The organism is Janthinobacterium sp. SUN100, assembly GCF_030397705.1.
GTDB classification, from domain to species: domain Bacteria; phylum Pseudomonadota; class Gammaproteobacteria; order Burkholderiales; family Burkholderiaceae_D; genus Janthinobacterium; species Janthinobacterium kumbetense.
The window spans coordinates 1,811,860-1,831,512 of the sequence record NZ_JAPUBU010000001.1; the positions used below are offsets into that span (position 1 = coordinate 1,811,860).

A 19,653-nucleotide genomic window follows, 5' to 3' on the forward strand; every position below is an offset into this window, starting at 1 on the left:
TGCTCACATTTCAACACACTGTCATTCAAAATAACAATGTTATTAGTGACCTGCCACCGGGCCGCCGCTGCGCCGGCCCGGCTTGAAACTGTAACGCCGCGCGCGCCAGGCGATGATCAGCGCCACCAGCAGCAAGGCCAGCATGGCCCAGGGGAACGAGGCCGCGCCATAGCCGTCCAGCAGCACGCCGCCCGCCAGGCCGCCGCCCGCGATGGCCACGTTCCAGATGGTCGCCACCATCGCCTGCGCCACATCCATGCCGTCGCCGGCCGCGTCCGCTGACGCCGTCTGCAGCAAGGTGCCGGCGCCGCCAAAGGTGACGCCCCAGATGGCCATGCTGACATAGATGACGGCCGGCGAGTCCATCGCCAGGCCCAGCGCCACCACCACGCAGGCCAACGCGGCGAGGCAACCCAGCACGAGCGGGCGCAGCCAGCGGTCGATCAGCTGGCTGACCAGCCAGATGCCGGCCAGCGAGCCCACGCCATACACGAGCAGCACCAGGTCGATGCGGGGACGCAAGCCTGACGGCGCCAGGAACGGCGCGATATAGGTATACAGAATGTTATGCGCCAGCATCCAGGCGACGATCACCGCCAGGATCGGCCGCACGCCCGGCGTCATGAACACCTGGCGGATCGACAGCCGCTCACCATTCTTTTGCCCCGGATAATCGGGCACGGCCACCAGTATCCAGGCGACCAGGACCACGGCCAGGCCGGACATGATGCCGAAGATGCTGCGCCAGCCCAGCACGCCGCCCATCAGGGTGCCCAGCGGCACGCCCAGCGACAGGGCCAGCGGCGTGCCGATCATGGCGATGGCCATCGCCCTGCCCTGCTGTTCCACGCTGACCATGCGGCGCGCATAGCCGGCCATCAAGCCCCAGGCCAGCCCGGCTGCCATGCCGGCCAGGAAGCGCGAGGCCAGCGCCACCATGTAATTGGGTGCCAGCGCCGTCATGGTATTGAAGACCAGGAAGCCGCCGACGGCCAGCAGCAGCACCTTGCGGCGGCGCCAGCCGCTGGTCATGGCGGTCAGGGGGATGGCGGTCAGGATGGAGCCGATCGCAAACACCGTGACGAGCTGGCCCGTCATGACTTCGGAAATGCCGAGGCCCTGCGAAATCTGCGGCAACAGGCCGGCAGGCAAGGTTTCGGCCAGGATGGCGATAAAGCTGGTCATCGCCAGCGCCAGCAAGGCGGCCAGCGGAAAGCGTCGGGAAATGGCAGTGCCGGCAGGGCCTGAAACAGGCACGGCGGCGGTCATACGGTCAGTCATGTGGATACCTCGGGTTGCGCAGGCAGCGCTTCAACGAGCCTGGCGTGCTATCAAATAGCGGTAATGCGCGTTGCGGTCGGCAGATACCGAAACAGATGCAGCTATATGAAACTGCAAAGGAAGGGCGGGATTGTAGCGCAAACGCCGCGACGGCGTGCGCAGGGAAATATCCGTGCTCAGGCTGGCGTCATGCAGGCATCATTGGCCGCCTTGCGTGGCGAAAACCAGGCATTCGATTTCGGACTGTACAGGAAGGCGCAGATGACGGCGAACATGAGCGCGCCAGGCAAGACGTCCATCTTGACCGGCAAGGTCGCCAGGCAGAGCGCAATGTCGATCACGCCCCACACCAGATACACCGTGCGCGCGCCACGCTGCCGTTGCAGCATGGCCAGTGCTGCCACCAGGGTGATGCCCTGGCTGAAGTGCAAAATCGCGTATTGCACTTCGGCGGGAATCACGCCATCCCCCATTGCAGCCAGCATGGCGGAGTCGTGGCGGCCGAGGAAAGCCGACACCAGCGCCAACAGCGAGCCGATGACCAGAAACCAGCAGCTGACGGCAACCGCGACGGGTCGCTTGACCACATGAAGATTCCCGACAAAAACTTTAGAAAAAACAAGCATGAGGCTGACGGTATTGTTGAATGGGCCTGATTGTAACGGATGTTGCCTGCCAGGAGCCGGCGTACAAAAAAAAGCCGGCTTGTGCCGGCTTTTTTATGGTGAATCAGCAAAAAATGCTTAGTTTTTCGACTGGTCGACCATCTTGTTCTTGGCGATCCAAGGCATCATGGCGCGCAGTTTCGCGCCCACTTCTTCGATCTGGTGCTCGGACGTCAAACGACGGCGCGAGATCAGGGTCGGTGCGCCTGCCTTGTTTTCCAGGATGAAGCTCTTCGCGTATTCGCCCGTTTGAATGTCTTTCAGGCATTGACGCATCGCATCCTTGGTGGCCGACGTCACGACCTTAGGACCGGTCACGTATTCGCCGTATTCGGCGTTGTTCGAGATCGAGTAGTTCATGTTGGCGATGCCGCCTTCATAGATCAGGTCGACGATCAGCTTCAGTTCGTGCAAGCACTCGAAGTACGCCATTTCAGGCGCGTAACCGGCTTCCGTCAGGGTTTCGAAGCCAGCCTTGATCAGTTCCACGGCGCCGCCGCACAGCACGGCCTGTTCGCCGAACAGATCCGTTTCGGTTTCTTCACGGAAATTCGTTTCGATGATGCCGGCACGGCCGCCGCCATTGGCCGAGGCGTACGACAGGGCGATATCGCGGGCGATGCCCGATTTGTCCTGGTACACGGCGATCAGGTGGGGCACGCCGCCGCCCTGGGTGTAGGTGGCGCGCACGGTGTGGCCCGGCGCTTTCGGCGCGACCATGATCACGTCCAGGTCGGCGCGTGGCACGACTTGGCCGTAATGCACGTTGAAGCCGTGGGCGAAGGCCAGCACAGCGCCTTGCTTGGCGAACGGGGCGATGTTTTCGTTGTAGACCTGGGCGATGTTTTCATCCGGCAACAGGATCATGATGACGTCGGCCGCTTTCACGGCGTCGTTGACTTCCGCTACTTTCAAGCCCGCTTGTTCGACCTTGGTCCACGACGCGCCGCCCTTGCGCAGGCCGACGGTGACGTTGACGCCCGAATCGTTCAGGTTTTGTGCGTGTGCATGGCCTTGCGAACCGTAGCCGATGATGGCAACGTTTTTGCCTTTGATCAAGGAGAGGTCAGCGTCTTTGTCGTAAAAAACTTTCATGGTATTTCCTATAATTTGATGATGCGTTGTTGTTTTAAATGCGGCGCCAGGGCCGCGTAGAGCTGCTTGTATTTTTATACTTTGAGGATGCGTTCGCCGCGGCCGATGCCGGAACCACCCGTGCGGACGGTTTCCAGGATGGCGGCGCGGTCGATCGAATCGATGAACGCGTCGAGCTTGACCTTGTTGCCGGTCAGTTCGATCGTGTACGTCTTTTCGGTGACATCGATGATGCGGCCACGGAAAATATCGGCGGTGCGCTTCATTTCCTCGCGCTCCTTGCCCACGGCACGAACCTTGATCAGCATCAACTCGCGTTCGATATGCTGGCCTTCGGTCAAGTCCACCACCTTCACCACTTCGATGAGGCGGTTCAAGTGCTTGGTGATCTGCTCGATGATGTCGTCCGAGCCGCTGGTGACGATGGTCATGCGCGACAGGGTCGAGTCTTCCGTCGGCGCCACGGTCAACGTTTCGATGTTGTAACCGCGTGCCGAGAACAGGCCCACCACGCGCGACAGGGCGCCCGCTTCGTTTTCCAGCAAGACAGAAATAATATGGCGCATGATTAGAGGTCCTCCGAGCCGAGCATCATTTCGGACAGGCCTTTGCCGGCTTTCACCATTGGCCACACGTTTTCGGACTGGTCGGTAATGAAGTTCATGAATACCAGCCTGTCTTTCATGCCAAACGCCTCTTTCAGGGCGCCGTCGACGTCGCCCGGTTTTTCAATTTTCATGCCCACGTGGCCATACGCTTCAGCCAGTTTCTCGAAGTCGGGCAGCGAATCCATGTACGACTCGGAATAGCGCGAACCGTAATCGATTTCCTGCCACTGGCGCACCATGCCGAGGAAACGGTTGTTGAGCATGATGATCTTCGGCGTCAAGTGATACTGCTTGCACGTTGCCAATTCCTGGATGCACATCTGGATCGAACCTTCGCCCGTGATGCAGGCAACGGTGGCGTCCGGGTTGGCCATCTGCACGCCCATGGCGTACGGCAAGCCGACACCCATGGTGCCCAGGCCGCCGGAATTGATCCAGCGGCGCGGCTTGTCGAAGCCGTAGTATTGCGCGGCCCACATCTGGTGCTGGCCCACGTCGGACGTGATGAAGGCGTCGCCCTTGGTGATCTGGAACACCTTTTCCACCACCGATTGCGGCTTGATGACGAGGTCCGAGGTCGGGTATTTCAGGCATTCGCGGCCGCGCCATTCGGCGATCTGCTTCCACCAGTTGCTCAAGGCATTGACGTTCGGCTTGGCTTCGGCCGCATCCAGTTGCGCGAGGAACTCGATCAGCACGTCCTTGACGTTGCCGACGATGGGGATATCGACCTTGACGCGCTTGGAAATCGACGAGGGATCGATATCCACGTGGATGATCTTGCGCGGATGCGAAGCGAAATGTTTCGGGTTGCCGATCACGCGGTCGTCGAAACGGGCGCCGATGGCGATCAGGACGTCGCAATTCTGCATCGCCATGTTCGCTTCATAGGTGCCGTGCATGCCGGGCATGCCGACATACTGCTCGCTCGAGGCGCGGTAGCCGCCCAGGCCCATCAAGGTGTTGGTGCAAGGGAAACCCAGGCGGTCGACCAGCTTGTTCAGCTCGGCCGAGGCGTTCGCCAGGATCACGCCGCCGCCCGTGTAGATCATCGGGCGTTCGGCTTGCAGCAACAGCTGCACGGCCTTGCGGATCTGGCCCGAGTGGCCCTTGTCGACGGGACGGTAGGAACGCATCTCGACTTCCTTCGGATAGTCGAAATGGCATTTGTGCATGCTGATATCCTTGGGGATATCGACCAGCACGGGTCCCGGACGGCCGGTACGGGCGATGAAGAAGGCTTTCTTGATCGTCGCTGCCAGGTCCTTGACATCCTTGACGAGGAAGTTGTGCTTGACGACGGGGCGCGTGATGCCGACCGTGTCGCATTCTTGGAACGCATCTTGCCCGATGGCGTGGCTCGGCACCTGGCCGGAGATCACCACCATGGGAATCGAGTCCATGTACGCGGTGGACAAGCCCGTGACGGCATTCGTGACGCCCGGACCGGACGTGACGATGGCGACACCGACCTTGTTCGAGCTGCGCGAATAGGCATCGGCGGCGTGGATCGCGGCCTGCTCGTGGCGTACCAGGATATGCTGGAATTTGTTTTGCTGGAAGATGGCGTCGTAGATGTAGAGTACGGCTCCGCCCGGGTATCCAAAGACGTGCTCGACGCCCTCTTCAGCCAGACAGCGCACGACAATTTCTGCGCCCGTAATTGGTCCTGCTGCTGCTTCGGTATTCATGAAACATTCCTTTCAAGGTCCATTGGAGATTGATCGGATGTTCTTTCCTGACGAAGTTCGCTGTGCGCGACAGTGCTCCTGCTTCCCTTTTCATGCGGTCACGCAATTTCTTTGGGCACCCATAGATACCTTACAAAACAACGCTTAACGCAACTCGTTTGGCCGGAGTTTCTGTGGCGCCTGTACGAACCGCTCGCGCTTGTGGCGCGGGTTAGAACAAACTGCCTACAAATGAAAGCGCGTCTTGTCGCGGATGGCCTTGTGTGCCGGTCGCGACCTGACCATAGGGCTTTGGGGTGTTCAAAGCGTCCTATACGGTATCGCGTCGCACCATTATGGTCAAGGAAAATGTCAGCCGAAAGGCCATTTTGCGCGCACAGAGTGCAAAAACTCTGCGGAAACGCACATTTTTTGCTAGCATGCACGGGGTTGCAAAAAGCATACCCGCCCCCATTTCGCCCACCGCACCCGCAGCCGCTAAGATCCCCCATACCGCATGGCAACAGACAAAGAATTATCCGACTTTCTAGAAAATGTCGAGCGGCGCGCCTTCAAGCAAGCCGCCTACGCGGTCCGCAAGGAAGAATCGGCACTCGACATCGTGCAGGACGCCATGATCAAGCTGGCCGAGAAATACGGCGACAAGCCGGCCGCCGAACTGCCGATGCTGTTCCAGCGCATCCTGCAAAACACCATCCTCGATTATTTCCGCCGCGAAAAAGTCCGCAACACCTGGGTCAGCCTGTTTTCCGGCATGAAGCCCTCGGGCGACGAGCATGAGGATTTTGATATACTTGACACTTATGAATCGGAACAGGGCTCCAGCGCCGCCGAATCCTCGGCCGACCAGGTCGAGCGCGCGCAAATCCTTGATTTGATTGATGCAGAGGTACAAAAACTGCCGTCACGTCAACGCGAAGCCTTCCTCATGCGTTATTGGCAGGACATGGATGTGGCTGAAACAGCGGAAGCGATGGGTTGCTCCGAAGGTAGCGTGAAAACACATTGCTCTAGAGCTACCCACACGCTCGCCGAATCGCTGAAAGCCAAGGGAATTAAATTATGAACACCGACGATCTCAATTTCGCTTACAAAGTGCGCCATGCACTGAACGAAAAACTCGACGACCTGCCCGCATCGGCCACCGATCGCCTGGCAGCGGCACGCAAGCTGGCCCTGTCGCGCAAGAAGGCGGACGCGCCCGCCGCCGCCGCCGTGCGCCAGAATGTGTTCGCCGGCGTGGCCAGCAGCCTGTTTGTCGAGCCGGTGTCGTGGCTGGGCCGCATGAGCGTCATCATCCCCCTGCTGCTGCTGGTCGGCGGCATGGTGGGCATCTATCAGTTTGAGCAAGAACAACATATTGCCGAACTGGCAGAAATCGACGCCGCCGTGCTGTCGGACGAATTGCCGCTCTCCGCCTACATGGACCATGGCTTCAACGCCTACCTGACGAAACGCGAGCAATAATGACACGCTCAAGCGTACGCAAAGGCTGGCTGGCCGGCGGCATCGGCCTGGGTGCCTGCGCCCTGGCTGGCGCCGCCTGGGTAGGCGCGCAGCAACATGCCGCGCCCGCCGCTCCTCCCGTGGCAGCCGCGCCCGTGGTGGCGCCCGCCCCGGCCTCGACAGCCAAGCCCGGTTCGCCCCGCACGGCCGGCAAGGGCGGCACGCCGCCGAAGACCGGTGAGAATCCCTCGTGGAACAAGTTGTCGCGCGCGCAGCAGGAAGCACTGCAGCCGCTGGCGAGCGAATGGAACAAGCTGGAAGCCTTGCGCAAGCAGAAATGGCTCGATATCGCCAGCCGTTTCGCCTCTATGACGCCGGACGAGCAAACCCGCGTGCATGAACGCATGCGCGAATGGATCAAGCTGACGCCGGAACAGCGCCGTCTCGTGCGCGAAAACTATACGCGCACGAAGAAGATTGATCCTGGTCAAAAGACCGCGCAATGGGAGCAATACCAGCAATTGCCGGAAGATCAAAAGAAAAAGCTGGCGACGGAACTCGTGCCGAAAAAGCCGCTGGAAAAAGTGCCCGCGATCAATTCGAATACGAGCAAGCCGGCCCCGATCCTGCTGCCCGCCACGCCGGCAGCGCCTGCGGCCGCCGCGCCCGTCCTGCCGCCCGCGCCCGCAGCGACAGCCGTGCCGAGCGATCCCGCCGCGGCCCCCGCCACCGTGCCCGTCACGCCATCTGTTACGCCACCTGTTACGCCTGCCCCACTGCCAACCAATGCCAAATAGCACGCCTGCCGCCAGCATCACTTCCCATCCCACGATCAAGCGCCGCCTGATTTCCATGGTGTACGAGTCGCTGCTGGCCCTGGCCGTGCTGTTTTTGCCCTTCCTGCTGTTCGAGCTGGCCGTGCAGGGCGCGCATACGCCGTTGACGGAACACATGCGCCAGTGCCTGGCCTTCCTCGTCATGGGTGCGTATTTCATCCACCAGTGGAGCCGCGAAGGGCAAACCCTGGCCATGAAGACGTGGCGCCTGAAAGTCGTGCTGCCGGGCCACGCCCACGTGCCGCTGCGCGTGGCCGCGTACCGCTATGTGCTGTCGTGGATGTGGCTGCTGCCAGCCCTGCTGGTGTCGTATCTGCTGGACTTGCAGCACTGGACGGCCCTGGGCGCCATCGGTGTCGGCATCCTGGCGTGGTCCAGCACGGCCCTGTTCACGGGCAATGGACAATTTCTGCACGACAAGCTGGCAGGCACGCACATCGTGCAATTGCCAGCGCCGGCGAAGAAGCCGAAGAAAGTCGCCGCCTGAGTTTTTACGCGGCTTGACCTGGGTCATTGAAGCGCCACGGGGGCTCTGCGATCATGGCATGCCATGAACAATACCGCCCCCCTCCCCCACACACGCTTCGCTCCCTACCGCGAGGAAGTCTGCAGCGAAGACGAAGTCAAGCATCTCGTCCACACCTTTTATGCGGCCGCGCGCGACGATGCCATGCTGGGTCCCATCTTTGCCGCCGAGGTCAAGGATTGGGATGCCCACCTGGCTACACTGGTCGATTTCTGGTCAGGCTTGCTGCGCGGCACCATGCGCTACCACGGCAAGCCGCTGGCCCAGCACGCACAAATGGAACACCTCACGCCCTGCATGTTCCGCCGCTGGCTGACCCTGTTCTTCGCCACGACCGAGAGCATGGGCAATGCGGCCTTGCAAGAGAAGGCCGACACCATCGCCTTGAATATTGCTGAACGGCTATGGAAAAGCTTTGCAGAAAGCCATTCCATCGTGGCGCCGCAGCTTTAGAAGCGTTCGTAGCCTTGCAGATAGCGCCATTGCCCCACGGGCATGGCGCCCATCGGGATGCGGCCGATGCGCAAGCGCTTCATGGCGACGACGTCCAGTCCCACCATCTTGCACATATGGGCGATCTGGCCCGGCTGCACGTTTTTCAGGGCGAAACGCAAACGCGTTTCATTTTGCCAGCTGACCTTGATCGGCGGCAAAGGCTTGCCATTGAAGGGCAAGCCGTGATTGAGCAGCGCCAGGCCGTTTTCCATGATGTCGCCGGCCACTTCCACGATGAATTCCTGCTCCACCGTTTTCGCTTCGTCGACCAGCTTGCGGGCGACGCGGAAATCCTGCGTGAATACCAGCAAGCCGGACGCCATGGTGTCGAGCGGATTGGTGATGGTCAGGCCGATCAGGTGGCGCTTGAGGAAACGCGTGACGGAACTGGGCGCCACGTTCTCCGGCGTGAATATCTCTTCGGGACGCAAACAGCTCAGGGCTGGCTTGCCTTCCGCGCCCACGCCGCCATTGATGCCGGCCGGCTTGTGCAGCAGAATCGTTACGGGCGGCATTTCTTCCAGGGTGGCGTTCGGCAGCAGCACCACCGTTTGATTGTCGGCCACGCGCGCGCCCGACTCTTCCACCAGCACGCCGTCGACCGTCACCCAGCCGCCCTCGATATACAGCTCGGCCTCGCGGCGCGAACAGGGCACGTCTTCAGACAGGCGCTTGGCCAGGCGGACGGTGGGCATTTCAATAGGTGTGGTCATGGAGGAGGCGCAAAAAGCAAGAGGAGGAGAAAGCCGGTATTGTAACCGACCCGCTCCTCCCCTCGTTTGCCCTTGCGGATACTTTACGCGCCCGCCTTGGCCAGCTCTTCAGCAAAGAAGCGGTGGCCCATCTCTTCCAGGCCCAGGGTTTGCAGCACTTCCTGCAAGCGTTCCGTCGGACGCTGGCGCGGCAAGTTCTTGTAGCTGGCGATGATCAGTTCATTCTTCATCGAATGCTCCCAGCCCACCAGTTCCGTCACGCTGACCTGGTAGCCATGCGCTTCCAGCTGCAGGCAACGCAGCACATTGGTGATCTGGCTGCCGAATTCGCGCGTATGCAGCGGGTGGCGCCACAATTCCGTCAAAACATTCTTGCCCAAGCTCTTGCCCTTGTTCTTCTTCAATACGGAGGCGACTTCCGCCTGGCAACATGGCACCAGCACCATGAATTTCGCCTTTTTCTTCAAGGCGAAGTGGATGGCGTCATCGGTGGCCGTATTGCACGCGTGCAAGGCCGTGACGATATCGATCTGCTGCGGCAGCAAGGTCGATTCCGTCGATTCGGCCACGGACAGCGGCAAGAACGACATGCCGGGGAACTTGAATTTCTTCGCCAGCTCCTGCGAGCGCTGCACCAGCTCTTCGCGCGTCTCGATGCCGTAGATGTGCGAACCGTCGTTGCCATTCTTGAAGAACAGGTCGTACAGGATGAAGCCCAGGTAGGACTTGCCGGCGCCGTGGTCGACCAGCGACACGCCAGGGTGGTCGAGCTGCACTTCGCGCAGCAGCGGCTCGATGAATTGCGTCAGGTGATATACCTGTTTCAACTTGCGGCGGCTGTCCTGGTTCATCTTGCCGTCGCGCGTCAGGATGTGCAATTCCTGCAGCAAGGCGACCGACTGGCCATCCTTGATCTCGGGCATGTTGCTGGCGGCGGTGATGACGTCTTTCGGCGCGGCGACTGCGGTGGCGGCGGCTGCCGCGCCCTTAGCGCGCTTCATCGATCCACGCCATCTGTATCGCTTCGAGCACTTTTTCGCCGCCGCGCGTGTGGTCATCGTCGAAGCCGTCCAGTTCCACCACCCAGTTGTGCAGGTCGGTGAAACGCACGGTCAGGGGATCGATGTCCGGATGCGCATCGTACAGCGCCTCGGCGATCACGTGAATGTCGGACCATTTCATGTTAGTGGCTGCCTTCGCTGACCTGGTTGATCGTGTATTTCGGGATTTCGACGACGAGGTCGGCCTCGGCCACGATGGACTGGCACGACAGGCGCGACACGGCTTCCAGGCCCCAGGCCTTGTCCAGCATGTCTTCTTCCAGTTCCGTCGCTTCGTTCAGGGATTCGATGCCTTCACGCACCAGCACGTGGCAGGTGGTGCAGGCGCACGACTTTTCGCAGGCGTGCTCGATGTCGATGTCGTTTTCCAGCAGGATGTCGCAGATGGACTTGCCGGCAGGTGCTTCGATGACGGCGCCGTCCGGGCAAAGCTTGGCGTGCGGCAGGATAACGATTTGTGGCATGGTGTCTTCTTTCAGTCTGTCATTCGGAGCGCGGCTGCGGCGAGTGCCTGCGGCGCGCTGTTCAATTAGTTTTATACGACTTGATCCAGGGATTTACCCGTCAAGGCCGTGCGCACGCTGCGGTCCATGCGGCGCGAGGCGAAATCCTCGGTGCCGTCGGCCAGCGCCTCGATCGCCAGCTTCAAGGCCTGGTGGTCGATGGCGCCGCTTTGCGATTGCGCAATAGCGTCGCGCACCTTGTTCATCAGGCTGTCGACGGCTGCGCGTTCGTCTGCATCCAGCAAGCCGCCGTCTTCATCGAGCGCCGACTGCGTGGCCAGCAGGATGCGTTCCGCTTCCACCTGCTCTTCGCGCAGCGCGCGCGCCACCATGTCGACGTCGGCCGAGGTGTACGAATCTTGCAGCATGCGGGCGATGTCGTCGTCGCCCAGGCCGTAGGCCGGCTTGACGCTGATCGACGCTTCCACGCCCGAGCGCAGTTCGCGCGCCGAGACGGACAGCAAGCCATCCGCATCGACCTGATAGGTGATGCGGATGCGCGCGGCGCCCGCCACCATCGGCGGAATGCCGCGCAGCTCGAAGCGCGCCAGGGAACGGCAATCGCTGACCAGTTCGCGCTCGCCCTGCAGCACGTGCACAGCCAGGGCCGTCTGGCCATCCTTGAAGGTCGTGAATTCCTGGGCGCGCGCGCACGGTATCGTCGAATTGCGGGGGATGATCTTTTCCACCAGGCCGCCCATGGTTTCGATGCCCAGCGACAGCGGGATCACGTCCAGCAGCAGCCAGTCGTCGCCGGCGGCGCGGTTGCCTGCCAGCAAGTTCGCCTGGATGGCGGCGCCCAGCGCCACCACTTTGTCGGGGTCGATGTTCGCGTGCGGCGTCGTGTGGAAGAACTCGCTCACGGCGCGCTGCACGTGCGGCATGCGCGTGGCGCCGCCCACCATCACCACGCCGTCGACGTCGTCCGCATCCACGTTCGCGTCGCGCAAGGCTTTCTTGATGGCGTTCATGGTTTTCACGACCAGATGCGAAGTCATGGCGGCGAATTCTTCGGCCGTGATGCGCAGATGGATTTCTTCGCCCGAGTTCAGCTTGGCGTCGATCGTCGTTTCCGACTTGGTCGACAGCAATTCCTTGATTTCGCGCGCCTTCACCATCAGGATGGCCGTGTCTTCGTCCGACAGGGGCGCCAACTTGGCGTGCTCGCTGATCCAGCAGAACAGGCGGCGGTCGAAATCGTCGCCGCCCAGGGCCGAGTCGCCGCCCGTGGACAGCACTTCGAATACGCCCTTGCTCAGTTTCAAGATCGAGATGTCGAAGGTGCCGCCGCCCAGGTCGTACACGGCGTACACGCCTTCGGACGCGTTATCGAGGCCATACGCGATGGCGGCGGCCGTCGGCTCGCTCAGCAGGCGCAAGACATTGATCCCGGCCAACTGGGCCGCATCTTTCGTGGCTTGCCGCTGTGCATCGTCGAAATACGCTGGTACAGTAATCACGGCGCCCACCAGGTCGTCGCCCAGCGAATCTTCCGCGCGCTGGCGCAGGGTGGCGAGGATTTGCGCCGACACTTCGACGGGGCTTTTCACGCCGGCCACGGTTTTCAGCTGCACCATGCCAGGCGTGTCCTGGAAGTCGTAGGGCAGGTTTTCCGCGTAGGCGATGTCGGCCAGGCCGCGGCCCATGAAGCGTTTCACGGAAACGATGGTGTTCTTCGGGTCGGTGGTTTGCGCAGCCAGGGCCTTGTAGCCGATGTTCGCGTGGCCGTTCGGCAGGTAGCGCACGACGGAGGGCAGCAGGGAGCGCCCGTCTTCGTCGTTGAGCACCTCGGGAATGCTGTTGCGGACGGTGGCGACCAGGGAATTGGTGGTGCCAAGGTCGATGCCGACGGCCAGGCGGTGCTGGTGCGGCGCGGTCGACATGCCTGGTTCGGAAATTTGCAGAAGTGCCATTGTATTCGTGCCTCGATTAATTTTTTGCGTGATGCAGTTGATGCCTGACGCGCATTATAAGTCGCGGGCCAGACTGGCGCTTGGCACGCCGGTCAAGCGATCGCCTGGTCAAGCCTCGATGGCCTCATAGGCAAAACGGACTTCCTCGCCGAATTTGTCGAGGAACATCAGGGCCCGCACGCTTTGCGCGGCATTCGCGTAGTCGGCCGCGTCCAGCTGGGCCGCCACCTGGGCCAGCAAGGCCTTGCGTTCGCCGCGCAGCTGGCGGTCCAGCGCGTCGAGCGCGTCGGCATCCTTGCCGGCACGGGCGTCGCCCAGCTCTTCGCGCCATTCCATCTGCTGCATCAGGAAACTGACGGGCATGGCCGTGTTCGACTCCGTCTGCAGGTCGACGCCATTGAGTTCGCACAGGTATTGCGCGCGTTTTTGCGGGCTTTTCAGGGTTTGATAGGCTTCATTGGCGCGCGTGGCCCATTGCATCGCCACGCGCTTTTCAGCGCTGCTGGCATTGATGAAGCGGTCCGGATGGACCTTGCCCTGCACGTCGCGGTAGGCCGCGTCGAGCGCGCTCATGTCGAGCGAGAACTGCGCCGGCAACTGGAATAATTCGAAGTGGTTTTGCATAATGGTCAGTGGTCGCTGTACCGCAATCGATGGGTACAGCGCACCGACCGGGGTCTTGCCAGCTGTTTAAATCCTGAAGGACTCGCCGCAGCCGCAGGCGTCTTTTTCGTTCGGATTGTGGAACTTGAAGCCTTCGTTCAAGCCTTCGCGCGCGAAATCGAGTTCCGTGCCGTCGATGTAAGGCAAGCTTTTCGGGTCGACGAAGACTTTCACGCCGTGCGATTCGAAGACGCTGTCTTCGGCCGCCACTTCATCGACATATTCGAGCTTGTAGGCCAGGCCCGAGCAGCCCGTGGTGCGCACGCCAAAGCGCAAGCCCATGCCCTTGCCGCGCCGTTCGATATAACGGTTGATGTGTTTCGCCGCTTTTTCGGTCAGTGTGATCATGTATTTCTCCGCTCCTGTTCCCACATGGGAACAGGTATCAAAATCCAACAAATTCTAGAGTGCCTGAAAAACGTTCAGGGCAAGGCGCATTGCCGCAGGCAGTACGACTAGTACGACAAGGCAATGCAACGCAGCCATGGGCGTTTTCTCAGGTGCTCTACGCGGCCGGATGGCGGGTCTGATAGTCCAGCACTGCCGCCTTGATGGCGTCTTCCGCCAGGATGGAGCAGTGGATCTTCACTGGCGGCAGGGCCAGTTCTTCGGCGATCTGCGTGTTCTTGATGGCCAGCGCCTGATCCAGGGTCTTGCCTTTCACCCATTCCGTCACCAGCGAGCTCGAGGCGATGGCCGAACCGCAGCCATACGTCTTGAATTTCGCATCTTCGATCAGGCCGTCGGCGCCGACCTTGATCTGCAGTTTCATCACGTCGCCGCAGGCAGGCGCGCCTACCATGCCGGTGCCGATGGTTTCATCACCCTTGTCGAAAGCGCCCACGTTGCGCGGGTTTTCGTAGTGATCGAGTACTTTGTCCGAGTAAGCCATTTTGATGCTCCTTAAATATTCTTGCCGGCCCTGTCCAACAGGGCCAGGGTATTGGTTAGTGGGCAGCCCATTGGATCGAATTGATATCGATGCCATCTTTAAACATGTCCCACAGCGGCGACAGGTCGCGCAGCTTGTGTACTTTCGATTTCAGCAGGTTCACGGCGAAGTCGATGTCTTCCTCGGTCGAGAAGCGGCCGATGGTGAAGCGGATCGAGCTGTGCGCCAGTTCGTCGCTGCGGCCCAGGGCGCGCAGCACGTACGATGGTTCCAGGCTGGCCGAGGTGCAGGCCGAACCGGACGATACGGCGATATCCTTGATCGCCATGATCAGCGACTCGCCTTCGACGTAGTTGAAGCTGACGTTCAGGTTGTGCGGCACGCGGTGCTCCATGTCGCCGTTGATGTAGACTTCTTCGATCTCCTGCAAGCCCTTGGCCAGGCGGTCGCGCAAGGCCTGGATACGGCCGATTTCGCTGTCCATCTCTTCCTTGGCGATGCGGAACGCTTCGCCCATGCCGACGATCTGGTGCGTCGGCAGGGTGCCCGAACGCAGGCCGCGCTCATGGCCGCCACCGTGCATCTGCGCTTCCAGGCGCACGCGCGGCTTGCGGCACACGTACAGGGCGCCCACGCCTTTCGGGCCGTAGGTTTTGTGCGCCGTGAAGGTCATCAGGTCGACCTTCGTCTTTTGCAGGTCGATGACGACCTTGCCCGTCGCTTGCGCGGCGTCGCAATGGAAGATGATGCCTTTCGAGCGGCAGAACACGCCGATTGCGTCGATCGGCTGGATCACGCCGATTTCGTTGTTCACCAGCATCACCGACACGAGGATGGTGTCCGGGCGCACGGCTGCGGCCAGCTGCTCGACGGTGATCAGGCCGTTGTCCTGCGGTTCCAGGTAGGTCGCTTCAAAGCCGATGCGTTCCAGTTCGCGCACCGTGTCGAGCACCGATTTGTGCTCGGTCTTGACGGTGATGATGTGCTTGCCCTTGGTTTTGTAGAACTGCGCCGCGCCCTTGATGGCCAGGTTGTTGCTTTCCGTTGCGCCGGACGTCCAGATGATTTCGCGCGGATCCGCGTTCACCAGGGCCGCCACGTGGCCGCGTGCCTCTTCCACGGCTTTTTCCGCCGTCCAGCCATACATGTGGCTGCGCGAGGCCGGATTGCCGAACTGCTCGCGCAGGTAAGGAATCATCTTGTCGGCGACGCGTGGATCGATCGGCGTCGTGGCCGAGTAATCCATGTAGATCGGGAAATGCGGTGCGGTTTCAAAGTGCACTTGGCCTACGTTTTTTTCTGGGGCGTTCATCAATAACTCCTGCAATCAGCAACTGGTATTTTTGTCATTATCAACCGAGGGCGGCGTGGTTACGGTGCATCACCATCACGCTTTGCTCGGCATTCTTTTGTCTCTGCTGGTCGACCAGGTCCTGCAAGGACACAGAATCCAGATAATCGACCATTTTTTCGTTGAGTGTGGACCACAATTCATGCGTCATGCAGCGCGCGCCCGTGGCCGCGTCGGCGCCGTGGCAATGTTCCTTGCCGCCGCACTGCGTGGCGTCCAGCGGTTCGTCGACGGCGATGATGATGTCGGCCACCGTCACCTTGTCGGCGCGGCGCGCCAGGCTGTAACCGCCGCCTGGGCCGCGGATCGATTCGACGATCTCATGCCGGCGCAGCTTGCCGAACAGCTGCTCCAGGTAGGACAGGGAAATCGACTGGCGCTGGCTGATACCGGACAAGGTGACCGGTCCCTTGCCCTGGCGCAGGGCAAGATCGATCATCGCTGTCACGGCAAAACGGCCTTTTGTAGTCAGACGCATACATCCTCTGGTCAACTGGTTTAAAATATTGCGGCTTTTCAACTCCTCAAACCCCGAGTAGTTGAATGATTTAGTCAAGTATAACAAATTCGGCGGGGTTTGTCAGAGCGCCCCTCGATGACCACAGGGCTGGAAGGGGCATGGCCGGCCGCGCCAGGCGCGGCGGCTTCAGGAAAACAACAGTCGGGAAATTGCAGGACGTTCTCAGCCCCGTAAAGCGGTCCGCACTTTCATCAGTTCAAACCCCAGCAGGTTCAAGCCGTCCCAGCTGGCGGGGTCCAGGATGCGCGGATTGTCCGACGCCAGGCCCACGCCCCATATCCGGTCGACGGGACTGGCTTCGACGATGACGCGCTCGCCCGTGCCCAGCAAAAACTTGCGCAGCGCCGCCTTTTGCGAGAACTTGGCAAAGTTGCCATCGAAAACGATGCCGGCACGCGCCGCTTCCCACACCCTGGCGTCGAAGTTCGCCACTTCGCGTCCCAGCTTCTTCACTTCCGACGGCCGCTCGGCCGCCACGATGCGCGCCTGGACGGCCGTGTCGCCAAACAAGGCCGCCTTTTGCGCCATCATGTAATGCTCGGCCGTCGCATACGTCACGCCGGCCAGGCTGAACGGCGACGGAAACCACTGGCTGAAGCAGCTTTTGTCGGGCACCTGCGGCTGCGCCGGCGTGTGCCCCCAGAAATACAGATAGTCGGGCACGCCGCCCGCCGCGATCCACGCCTTCAATTCTTCCACGTTACTGATTTGCATATTCCCCGCACTTCCGCCAGACAGGCGATGATTCAAGCTCAAGCACGCAATAGTTGCATCGGGCCAAACAAGGCCTGCATGTCACGATTGCCGATAAAGGACAGATTATACGGATGTTCCGCCGTCACCTGCGGCAAGGATGTCGCCACCGGCAAGCGTTTGATCAGCTCGGCGATCTTGCCCCACAGCACCAGTTGCGGCTGCACCGCCCCGCCCGGCTGCGCCAGCGCTTCCAGCACCACATGCAGGAAAGGCAGCCAGCCGCGCGCATCCTGCACGGGCGGCACGTGGGAACGGAATACCAGCGCCGCGTTCAGCAGCAAAAAGCCCTGCTCCGTCATCTTGCGCTGCAAGTCGGGCAGGGTCTGGATCACGCCGCTGTCGGCTTGCAGCGCGGCGGCCGCCACGGGCGCCATGGCCGCACCGGACGTATCGCCGCCCTGCAGCTGGCCATCGGCCACCAGCAGCATCTTCATGAAGTTGCGCAAGGACGTGGCGCGGTTGACGGGTTTCGACAGGCCCGTCGCCGACCACAGGCTGCCGACGGCGCCATCCATGAAGCACACGCCCGTGGCGCTGTCGGCGCGCGGATACGGCCCCTCGCCCACCAGCACGTAGCGCACCTGCGCCAGCGGCAGGGCGAATGCGGCGAACAGCCGGCCCTGCGTGGGCAGGTAATCGTCGGCGGCCAGCGCCGGCAGATAGGCGGGATCGGCATCCATCACGGCCTGCAAGCCGCGCAGCAGGATGGGACGCCAGGAAGCATGCGCCAGGGACAGGGCATCGGTGATGCTGGCAGGAACGGTTGTTGCGGTCATGGGCACGTGAAGTATTTGGGCAAACGCAAATTGTAGCGCACCGGCAAGATGGCATTGACTGATCAAAATCAAGCACGCATAAAAAAACCCCGCCTGTTGCCAGACGGGGCTTCCCGCACCGCGCCGTGTGTTGCTATTCGGCGTCAGGCTGCTGCGACGGGTGCGCCGCAATAAAGGCTGGCAAGCCAGCGCAATGCGCATGGATGCGCGCCACGCGCGGATACGGCGCCAGGTCGATGGCGAAGCGCAGCGCATTGAACACTTGCGGCACCAGGCAGCAATCGGCCATCGTCGGGCTGTCGCCGTGGCAGAACAAGCCCGTGCCGGCAGGATCGCCCTGCGCCAGCAGCGCTTCCACGGCCGCCAGCCCCTCGGCCATCCAGTGGCGGTACCACTCCTGCTTGACCTCGTCCGACAGCCCAAGCGTCCCTTTCAGGTATTTCAGGACGCGCAGATTCGTCAGCGGATGGGCGTCGCAAGCGATGGCCAGCGCCAGCGCGCGCACGCGCGCCCGTTCCAGCGGGTCCGCCGGCAGCAAGGGCACGCCAGGACGCGTCTCTTCCAGATACTCGAGCATGGCCAGCGACTGCGTCAGGATGGCGCCGTCGTCGTCGAGGGCCGGCACCAGCGCCGACGGGTTGACGGCGCGGTAGGCCGGCAGCAGTTGCTGGCCGCCATCCTGCAGCAGATGCACGGGGATGCTGTCGTAAGCGATGCCCTTGAGATTCAAGGCGATGCGCACGCGGTAGGCGGCCGAACTGCGGAAATAGGTGTACAGCTTCACGGGCGGCCTCCTCAGGCGCGCGTGGCGCCAGCGTACAGGGCCACGGTCTGCTCGATGCTGCCGAAGATGCTGGCGCCGGCCGCGTCGCGCATCTCGATGCGCACCGTGTCGCCGAACTTCAGGTACGCCGTCTTTGGCGCGCCGTGTTCGATGGTTTCATACATGCGCACTTCGGCCAGGCAGCAGTAACCGACGCCGCCGTTCTCGATGCTGGAGCCAAACAGGTTGCCCTGCTTGTTCGACACGGTGCCCGAGCCAACGATGGTGCCGGCGCCCAGTTCGCGCGTCTTCGCCGCATGGGCGACCAGTTGCGCAAAATTGAAGGTCATGTCTTCGCCCGCATTCGGTTTGCCGAACGGCTTGTCGTTGAGGTCCACCAGCAGCGGCAAATGCAGCTTGCTGTCCGCCCAGGCCGCGCCCAGTTCATCGGGCGTGACGGCGACGGGAGAGAACGCGCTGGCCGCCTTCGACTGGAAGAAACCGAAGCCTTTCGCCAGTTCGCCCGGGATCAGGTTGCGCAGCGAGACGTCGTTGACCAGCATGACCAGGCGAATCGCCTTCGCCGCGTCATCCACGCCGGCGCCCATGGCCACGTCGCCCGTGATCACCGCCACTTCCGCTTCCAGGTCGATGCCCCACTCTTCGGACAGGGCGAAGACGGGGTCGCGCGGGCCGATGAAGCTGTCCGAGCCGCCCTGGTACATCAGCGGGTCCGTGTAGAACGAGGCCGGCACTTCCGCATTGCGCGCCTTGCGCACCAGCTCCACGTGGTTGATGTAGGCGGAACCGTCGGCCCACTGGTAGGCGCGCGGCAGCGGCGAGTGGCACTGATTGGCATCAAACGGCTGCGCGTCCGGCGCCTGGCCCGCGTTCAGGTTGGCGTACGCCTGTTCCAGCTTGGGCGCGACGACGTCCCAGTTATCGAGCGCCGCCTGCAGGGTGGGGGCGATGGCGGCCACGCGCTGGTACTGGCGCAGGTCGCGGCTGACGAGGATCAAGGCGCCGTCGCGGCTGCCGTTTTTCAGGGTTGCGAGTTTCATGGTATTCCTGGTTCGGTGTATTGGTCAGAGAGTGTAGG

24 protein-coding genes are annotated in these 19,653 nt (G+C 61.7%); 5 read left to right on the forward strand and 19 right to left on the reverse strand.

Going from position 1 to position 19,653, the window contains the following annotated elements:
• Positions 1-42: 42 nt before the first annotated feature.
• From O0881_RS07985 to O0881_RS08005, 5 genes are all read right to left on the reverse strand, one after another.
• Entirely contained in the window at positions 43-1,269 is a 1,227-nt protein-coding gene (locus O0881_RS07985; protein ID WP_289911474.1) for an MFS transporter, read from the reverse strand.
• A gap of 188 nt (positions 1,270-1,457) precedes the next feature.
• Positions 1,458-1,868, reverse strand: coding sequence for a hypothetical protein (locus tag O0881_RS07990; protein WP_289910817.1), 411 nt, complete (start codon positions 1,866-1,868; stop codon positions 1,458-1,460).
• A 156-nt stretch (positions 1,869-2,024) separates the two neighbouring features.
• Positions 2,025-3,041 carry a ketol-acid reductoisomerase gene (gene ilvC / locus O0881_RS07995; protein ID WP_034750044.1) on the reverse strand — a complete coding sequence of 339 codons (1,017 nt, stop codon included), beginning with the start codon at positions 3,039-3,041 and terminating at the stop codon, positions 2,025-2,027.
• 74 nt (positions 3,042-3,115) lie between these two features.
• Positions 3,116-3,607 (reverse strand): acetolactate synthase small subunit, encoded by a 492-nt coding sequence (gene ilvN, locus O0881_RS08000; RefSeq protein ID WP_010399754.1) that lies wholly within the window; start codon positions 3,605-3,607, stop codon positions 3,116-3,118.
• A gap of 2 nt (positions 3,608-3,609) precedes the next feature.
• Positions 3,610-5,340 (reverse strand): acetolactate synthase 3 catalytic subunit, encoded by a 1,731-nt coding sequence (locus tag O0881_RS08005; protein ID WP_099667148.1) that lies wholly within the window; start codon positions 5,338-5,340, stop codon positions 3,610-3,612.
• Positions 5,341-5,836: 496 nt separating this feature from the next.
• Between O0881_RS08005 and O0881_RS08010 the strand changes: the two genes are divergently transcribed.
• The 5 genes from O0881_RS08010 to O0881_RS08030 all read left to right on the forward strand — a co-directional run bounded on the left by O0881_RS08010 (position 5,837) and on the right by O0881_RS08030 (position 8,601).
• Positions 5,837-6,406 (forward strand): RNA polymerase sigma factor, encoded by a 570-nt coding sequence (locus O0881_RS08010; RefSeq protein WP_034779551.1) that lies wholly within the window; start codon positions 5,837-5,839, stop codon positions 6,404-6,406.
• A complete protein-coding gene (locus tag O0881_RS08015; protein WP_289910818.1) occupies positions 6,403-6,807 on the forward strand; it encodes a DUF3619 family protein in 405 nt (134 codons plus the stop codon). Before O0881_RS08010 ends, O0881_RS08015 begins: the two co-directional genes overlap by 4 nt.
• Positions 6,807-7,583, forward strand: a complete 777-nt coding sequence (locus O0881_RS08020) for a DUF3106 domain-containing protein (RefSeq protein ID WP_289910819.1) — start codon at positions 6,807-6,809, stop codon at positions 7,581-7,583. The genes O0881_RS08015 and O0881_RS08020 overlap by 1 nt, the downstream gene beginning before the upstream one ends.
• Positions 7,573-8,109, forward strand: a complete 537-nt coding sequence (locus O0881_RS08025; RefSeq protein ID WP_099667145.1) for an RDD family protein — start codon at positions 7,573-7,575, stop codon at positions 8,107-8,109. Before O0881_RS08020 ends, O0881_RS08025 begins: the two co-directional genes overlap by 11 nt.
• A 63-nt stretch (positions 8,110-8,172) precedes the next feature.
• Positions 8,173-8,601 (forward strand): group III truncated hemoglobin, encoded by a 429-nt coding sequence (locus O0881_RS08030; RefSeq protein WP_176388401.1) that lies wholly within the window; start codon positions 8,173-8,175, stop codon positions 8,599-8,601.
• Here the strand turns inward: O0881_RS08030 and O0881_RS08035 are convergent.
• The 14 genes from O0881_RS08035 to O0881_RS08100 all read right to left on the reverse strand — a co-directional run bounded on the left by O0881_RS08035 (position 8,598) and on the right by O0881_RS08100 (position 19,615).
• A complete protein-coding gene (locus O0881_RS08035) occupies positions 8,598-9,356 on the reverse strand; it encodes an rRNA pseudouridine synthase (protein WP_289910820.1) in 759 nt (252 codons plus the stop codon). The genes O0881_RS08030 and O0881_RS08035 overlap by 4 nt on opposite strands.
• Before the next feature lie 83 nt (positions 9,357-9,439).
• Positions 9,440-10,357 (reverse strand): SAM-dependent methyltransferase, encoded by a 918-nt coding sequence (locus O0881_RS08040; protein WP_099667142.1) that lies wholly within the window; start codon positions 10,355-10,357, stop codon positions 9,440-9,442.
• Complete coding sequence (gene iscX, locus O0881_RS08045) at positions 10,344-10,538, reverse strand: Fe-S cluster assembly protein IscX (protein ID WP_071322763.1); 195 nt, start codon at positions 10,536-10,538, stop codon at positions 10,344-10,346. Before iscX ends, O0881_RS08040 begins: the two co-directional genes overlap by 14 nt.
• Position 10,539: 1 nt before the next feature.
• Positions 10,540-10,881 (reverse strand): ISC system 2Fe-2S type ferredoxin, encoded by a 342-nt coding sequence (gene fdx / locus O0881_RS08050; protein ID WP_034750070.1) that lies wholly within the window; start codon positions 10,879-10,881, stop codon positions 10,540-10,542.
• A gap of 71 nt (positions 10,882-10,952) precedes the next feature.
• Entirely contained in the window at positions 10,953-12,833 is a 1,881-nt protein-coding gene (gene hscA, locus O0881_RS08055; protein WP_289910821.1) for a Fe-S protein assembly chaperone HscA, read from the reverse strand.
• Between the two features lie 108 nt (positions 12,834-12,941).
• Positions 12,942-13,457 (reverse strand): Fe-S protein assembly co-chaperone HscB, encoded by a 516-nt coding sequence (gene hscB / locus O0881_RS08060; RefSeq protein ID WP_230520945.1) that lies wholly within the window; start codon positions 13,455-13,457, stop codon positions 12,942-12,944.
• A gap of 66 nt (positions 13,458-13,523) precedes the next feature.
• Entirely contained in the window at positions 13,524-13,844 is a 321-nt protein-coding gene (gene iscA / locus O0881_RS08065) for an iron-sulfur cluster assembly protein IscA (RefSeq protein WP_010399774.1), read from the reverse strand.
• A 157-nt stretch (positions 13,845-14,001) separates the two neighbouring features.
• A complete protein-coding gene (iscU, locus tag O0881_RS08070) occupies positions 14,002-14,388 on the reverse strand; it encodes a Fe-S cluster assembly scaffold IscU (protein ID WP_034750082.1) in 387 nt (128 codons plus the stop codon).
• A gap of 55 nt (positions 14,389-14,443) precedes the next feature.
• Positions 14,444-15,670: an IscS subfamily cysteine desulfurase gene (locus O0881_RS08075; RefSeq protein WP_289911475.1), complete on the reverse strand. Its 1,227-nt coding sequence runs from the start codon at positions 15,668-15,670 to the stop codon at positions 14,444-14,446.
• Between the two features lie 70 nt (positions 15,671-15,740).
• Positions 15,741-16,217: a Fe-S cluster assembly transcriptional regulator IscR gene (gene iscR / locus O0881_RS08080; protein ID WP_065310626.1), complete on the reverse strand. Its 477-nt coding sequence runs from the start codon at positions 16,215-16,217 to the stop codon at positions 15,741-15,743.
• A 204-nt stretch (positions 16,218-16,421) separates the two neighbouring features.
• On the reverse strand, positions 16,422-16,973 hold the full coding sequence (locus O0881_RS08085) for an NADAR family protein (protein WP_099667138.1): 552 nt from the start codon (positions 16,971-16,973) through the stop codon (positions 16,422-16,424).
• A gap of 38 nt (positions 16,974-17,011) precedes the next feature.
• Positions 17,012-17,791 carry a uracil-DNA glycosylase gene (locus O0881_RS08090; RefSeq protein ID WP_289910822.1) on the reverse strand — a complete coding sequence of 260 codons (780 nt, stop codon included), beginning with the start codon at positions 17,789-17,791 and terminating at the stop codon, positions 17,012-17,014.
• A gap of 133 nt (positions 17,792-17,924) precedes the next feature.
• A complete protein-coding gene (gene maiA / locus O0881_RS08095; RefSeq protein ID WP_289910823.1) occupies positions 17,925-18,575 on the reverse strand; it encodes a maleylacetoacetate isomerase in 651 nt (216 codons plus the stop codon).
• An 11-nt stretch (positions 18,576-18,586) separates the two neighbouring features.
• Positions 18,587-19,615 (reverse strand): fumarylacetoacetate hydrolase family protein, encoded by a 1,029-nt coding sequence (locus O0881_RS08100; RefSeq protein WP_289910824.1) that lies wholly within the window; start codon positions 19,613-19,615, stop codon positions 18,587-18,589.
• Positions 19,616-19,653: the final 38 nt, after the last annotated feature.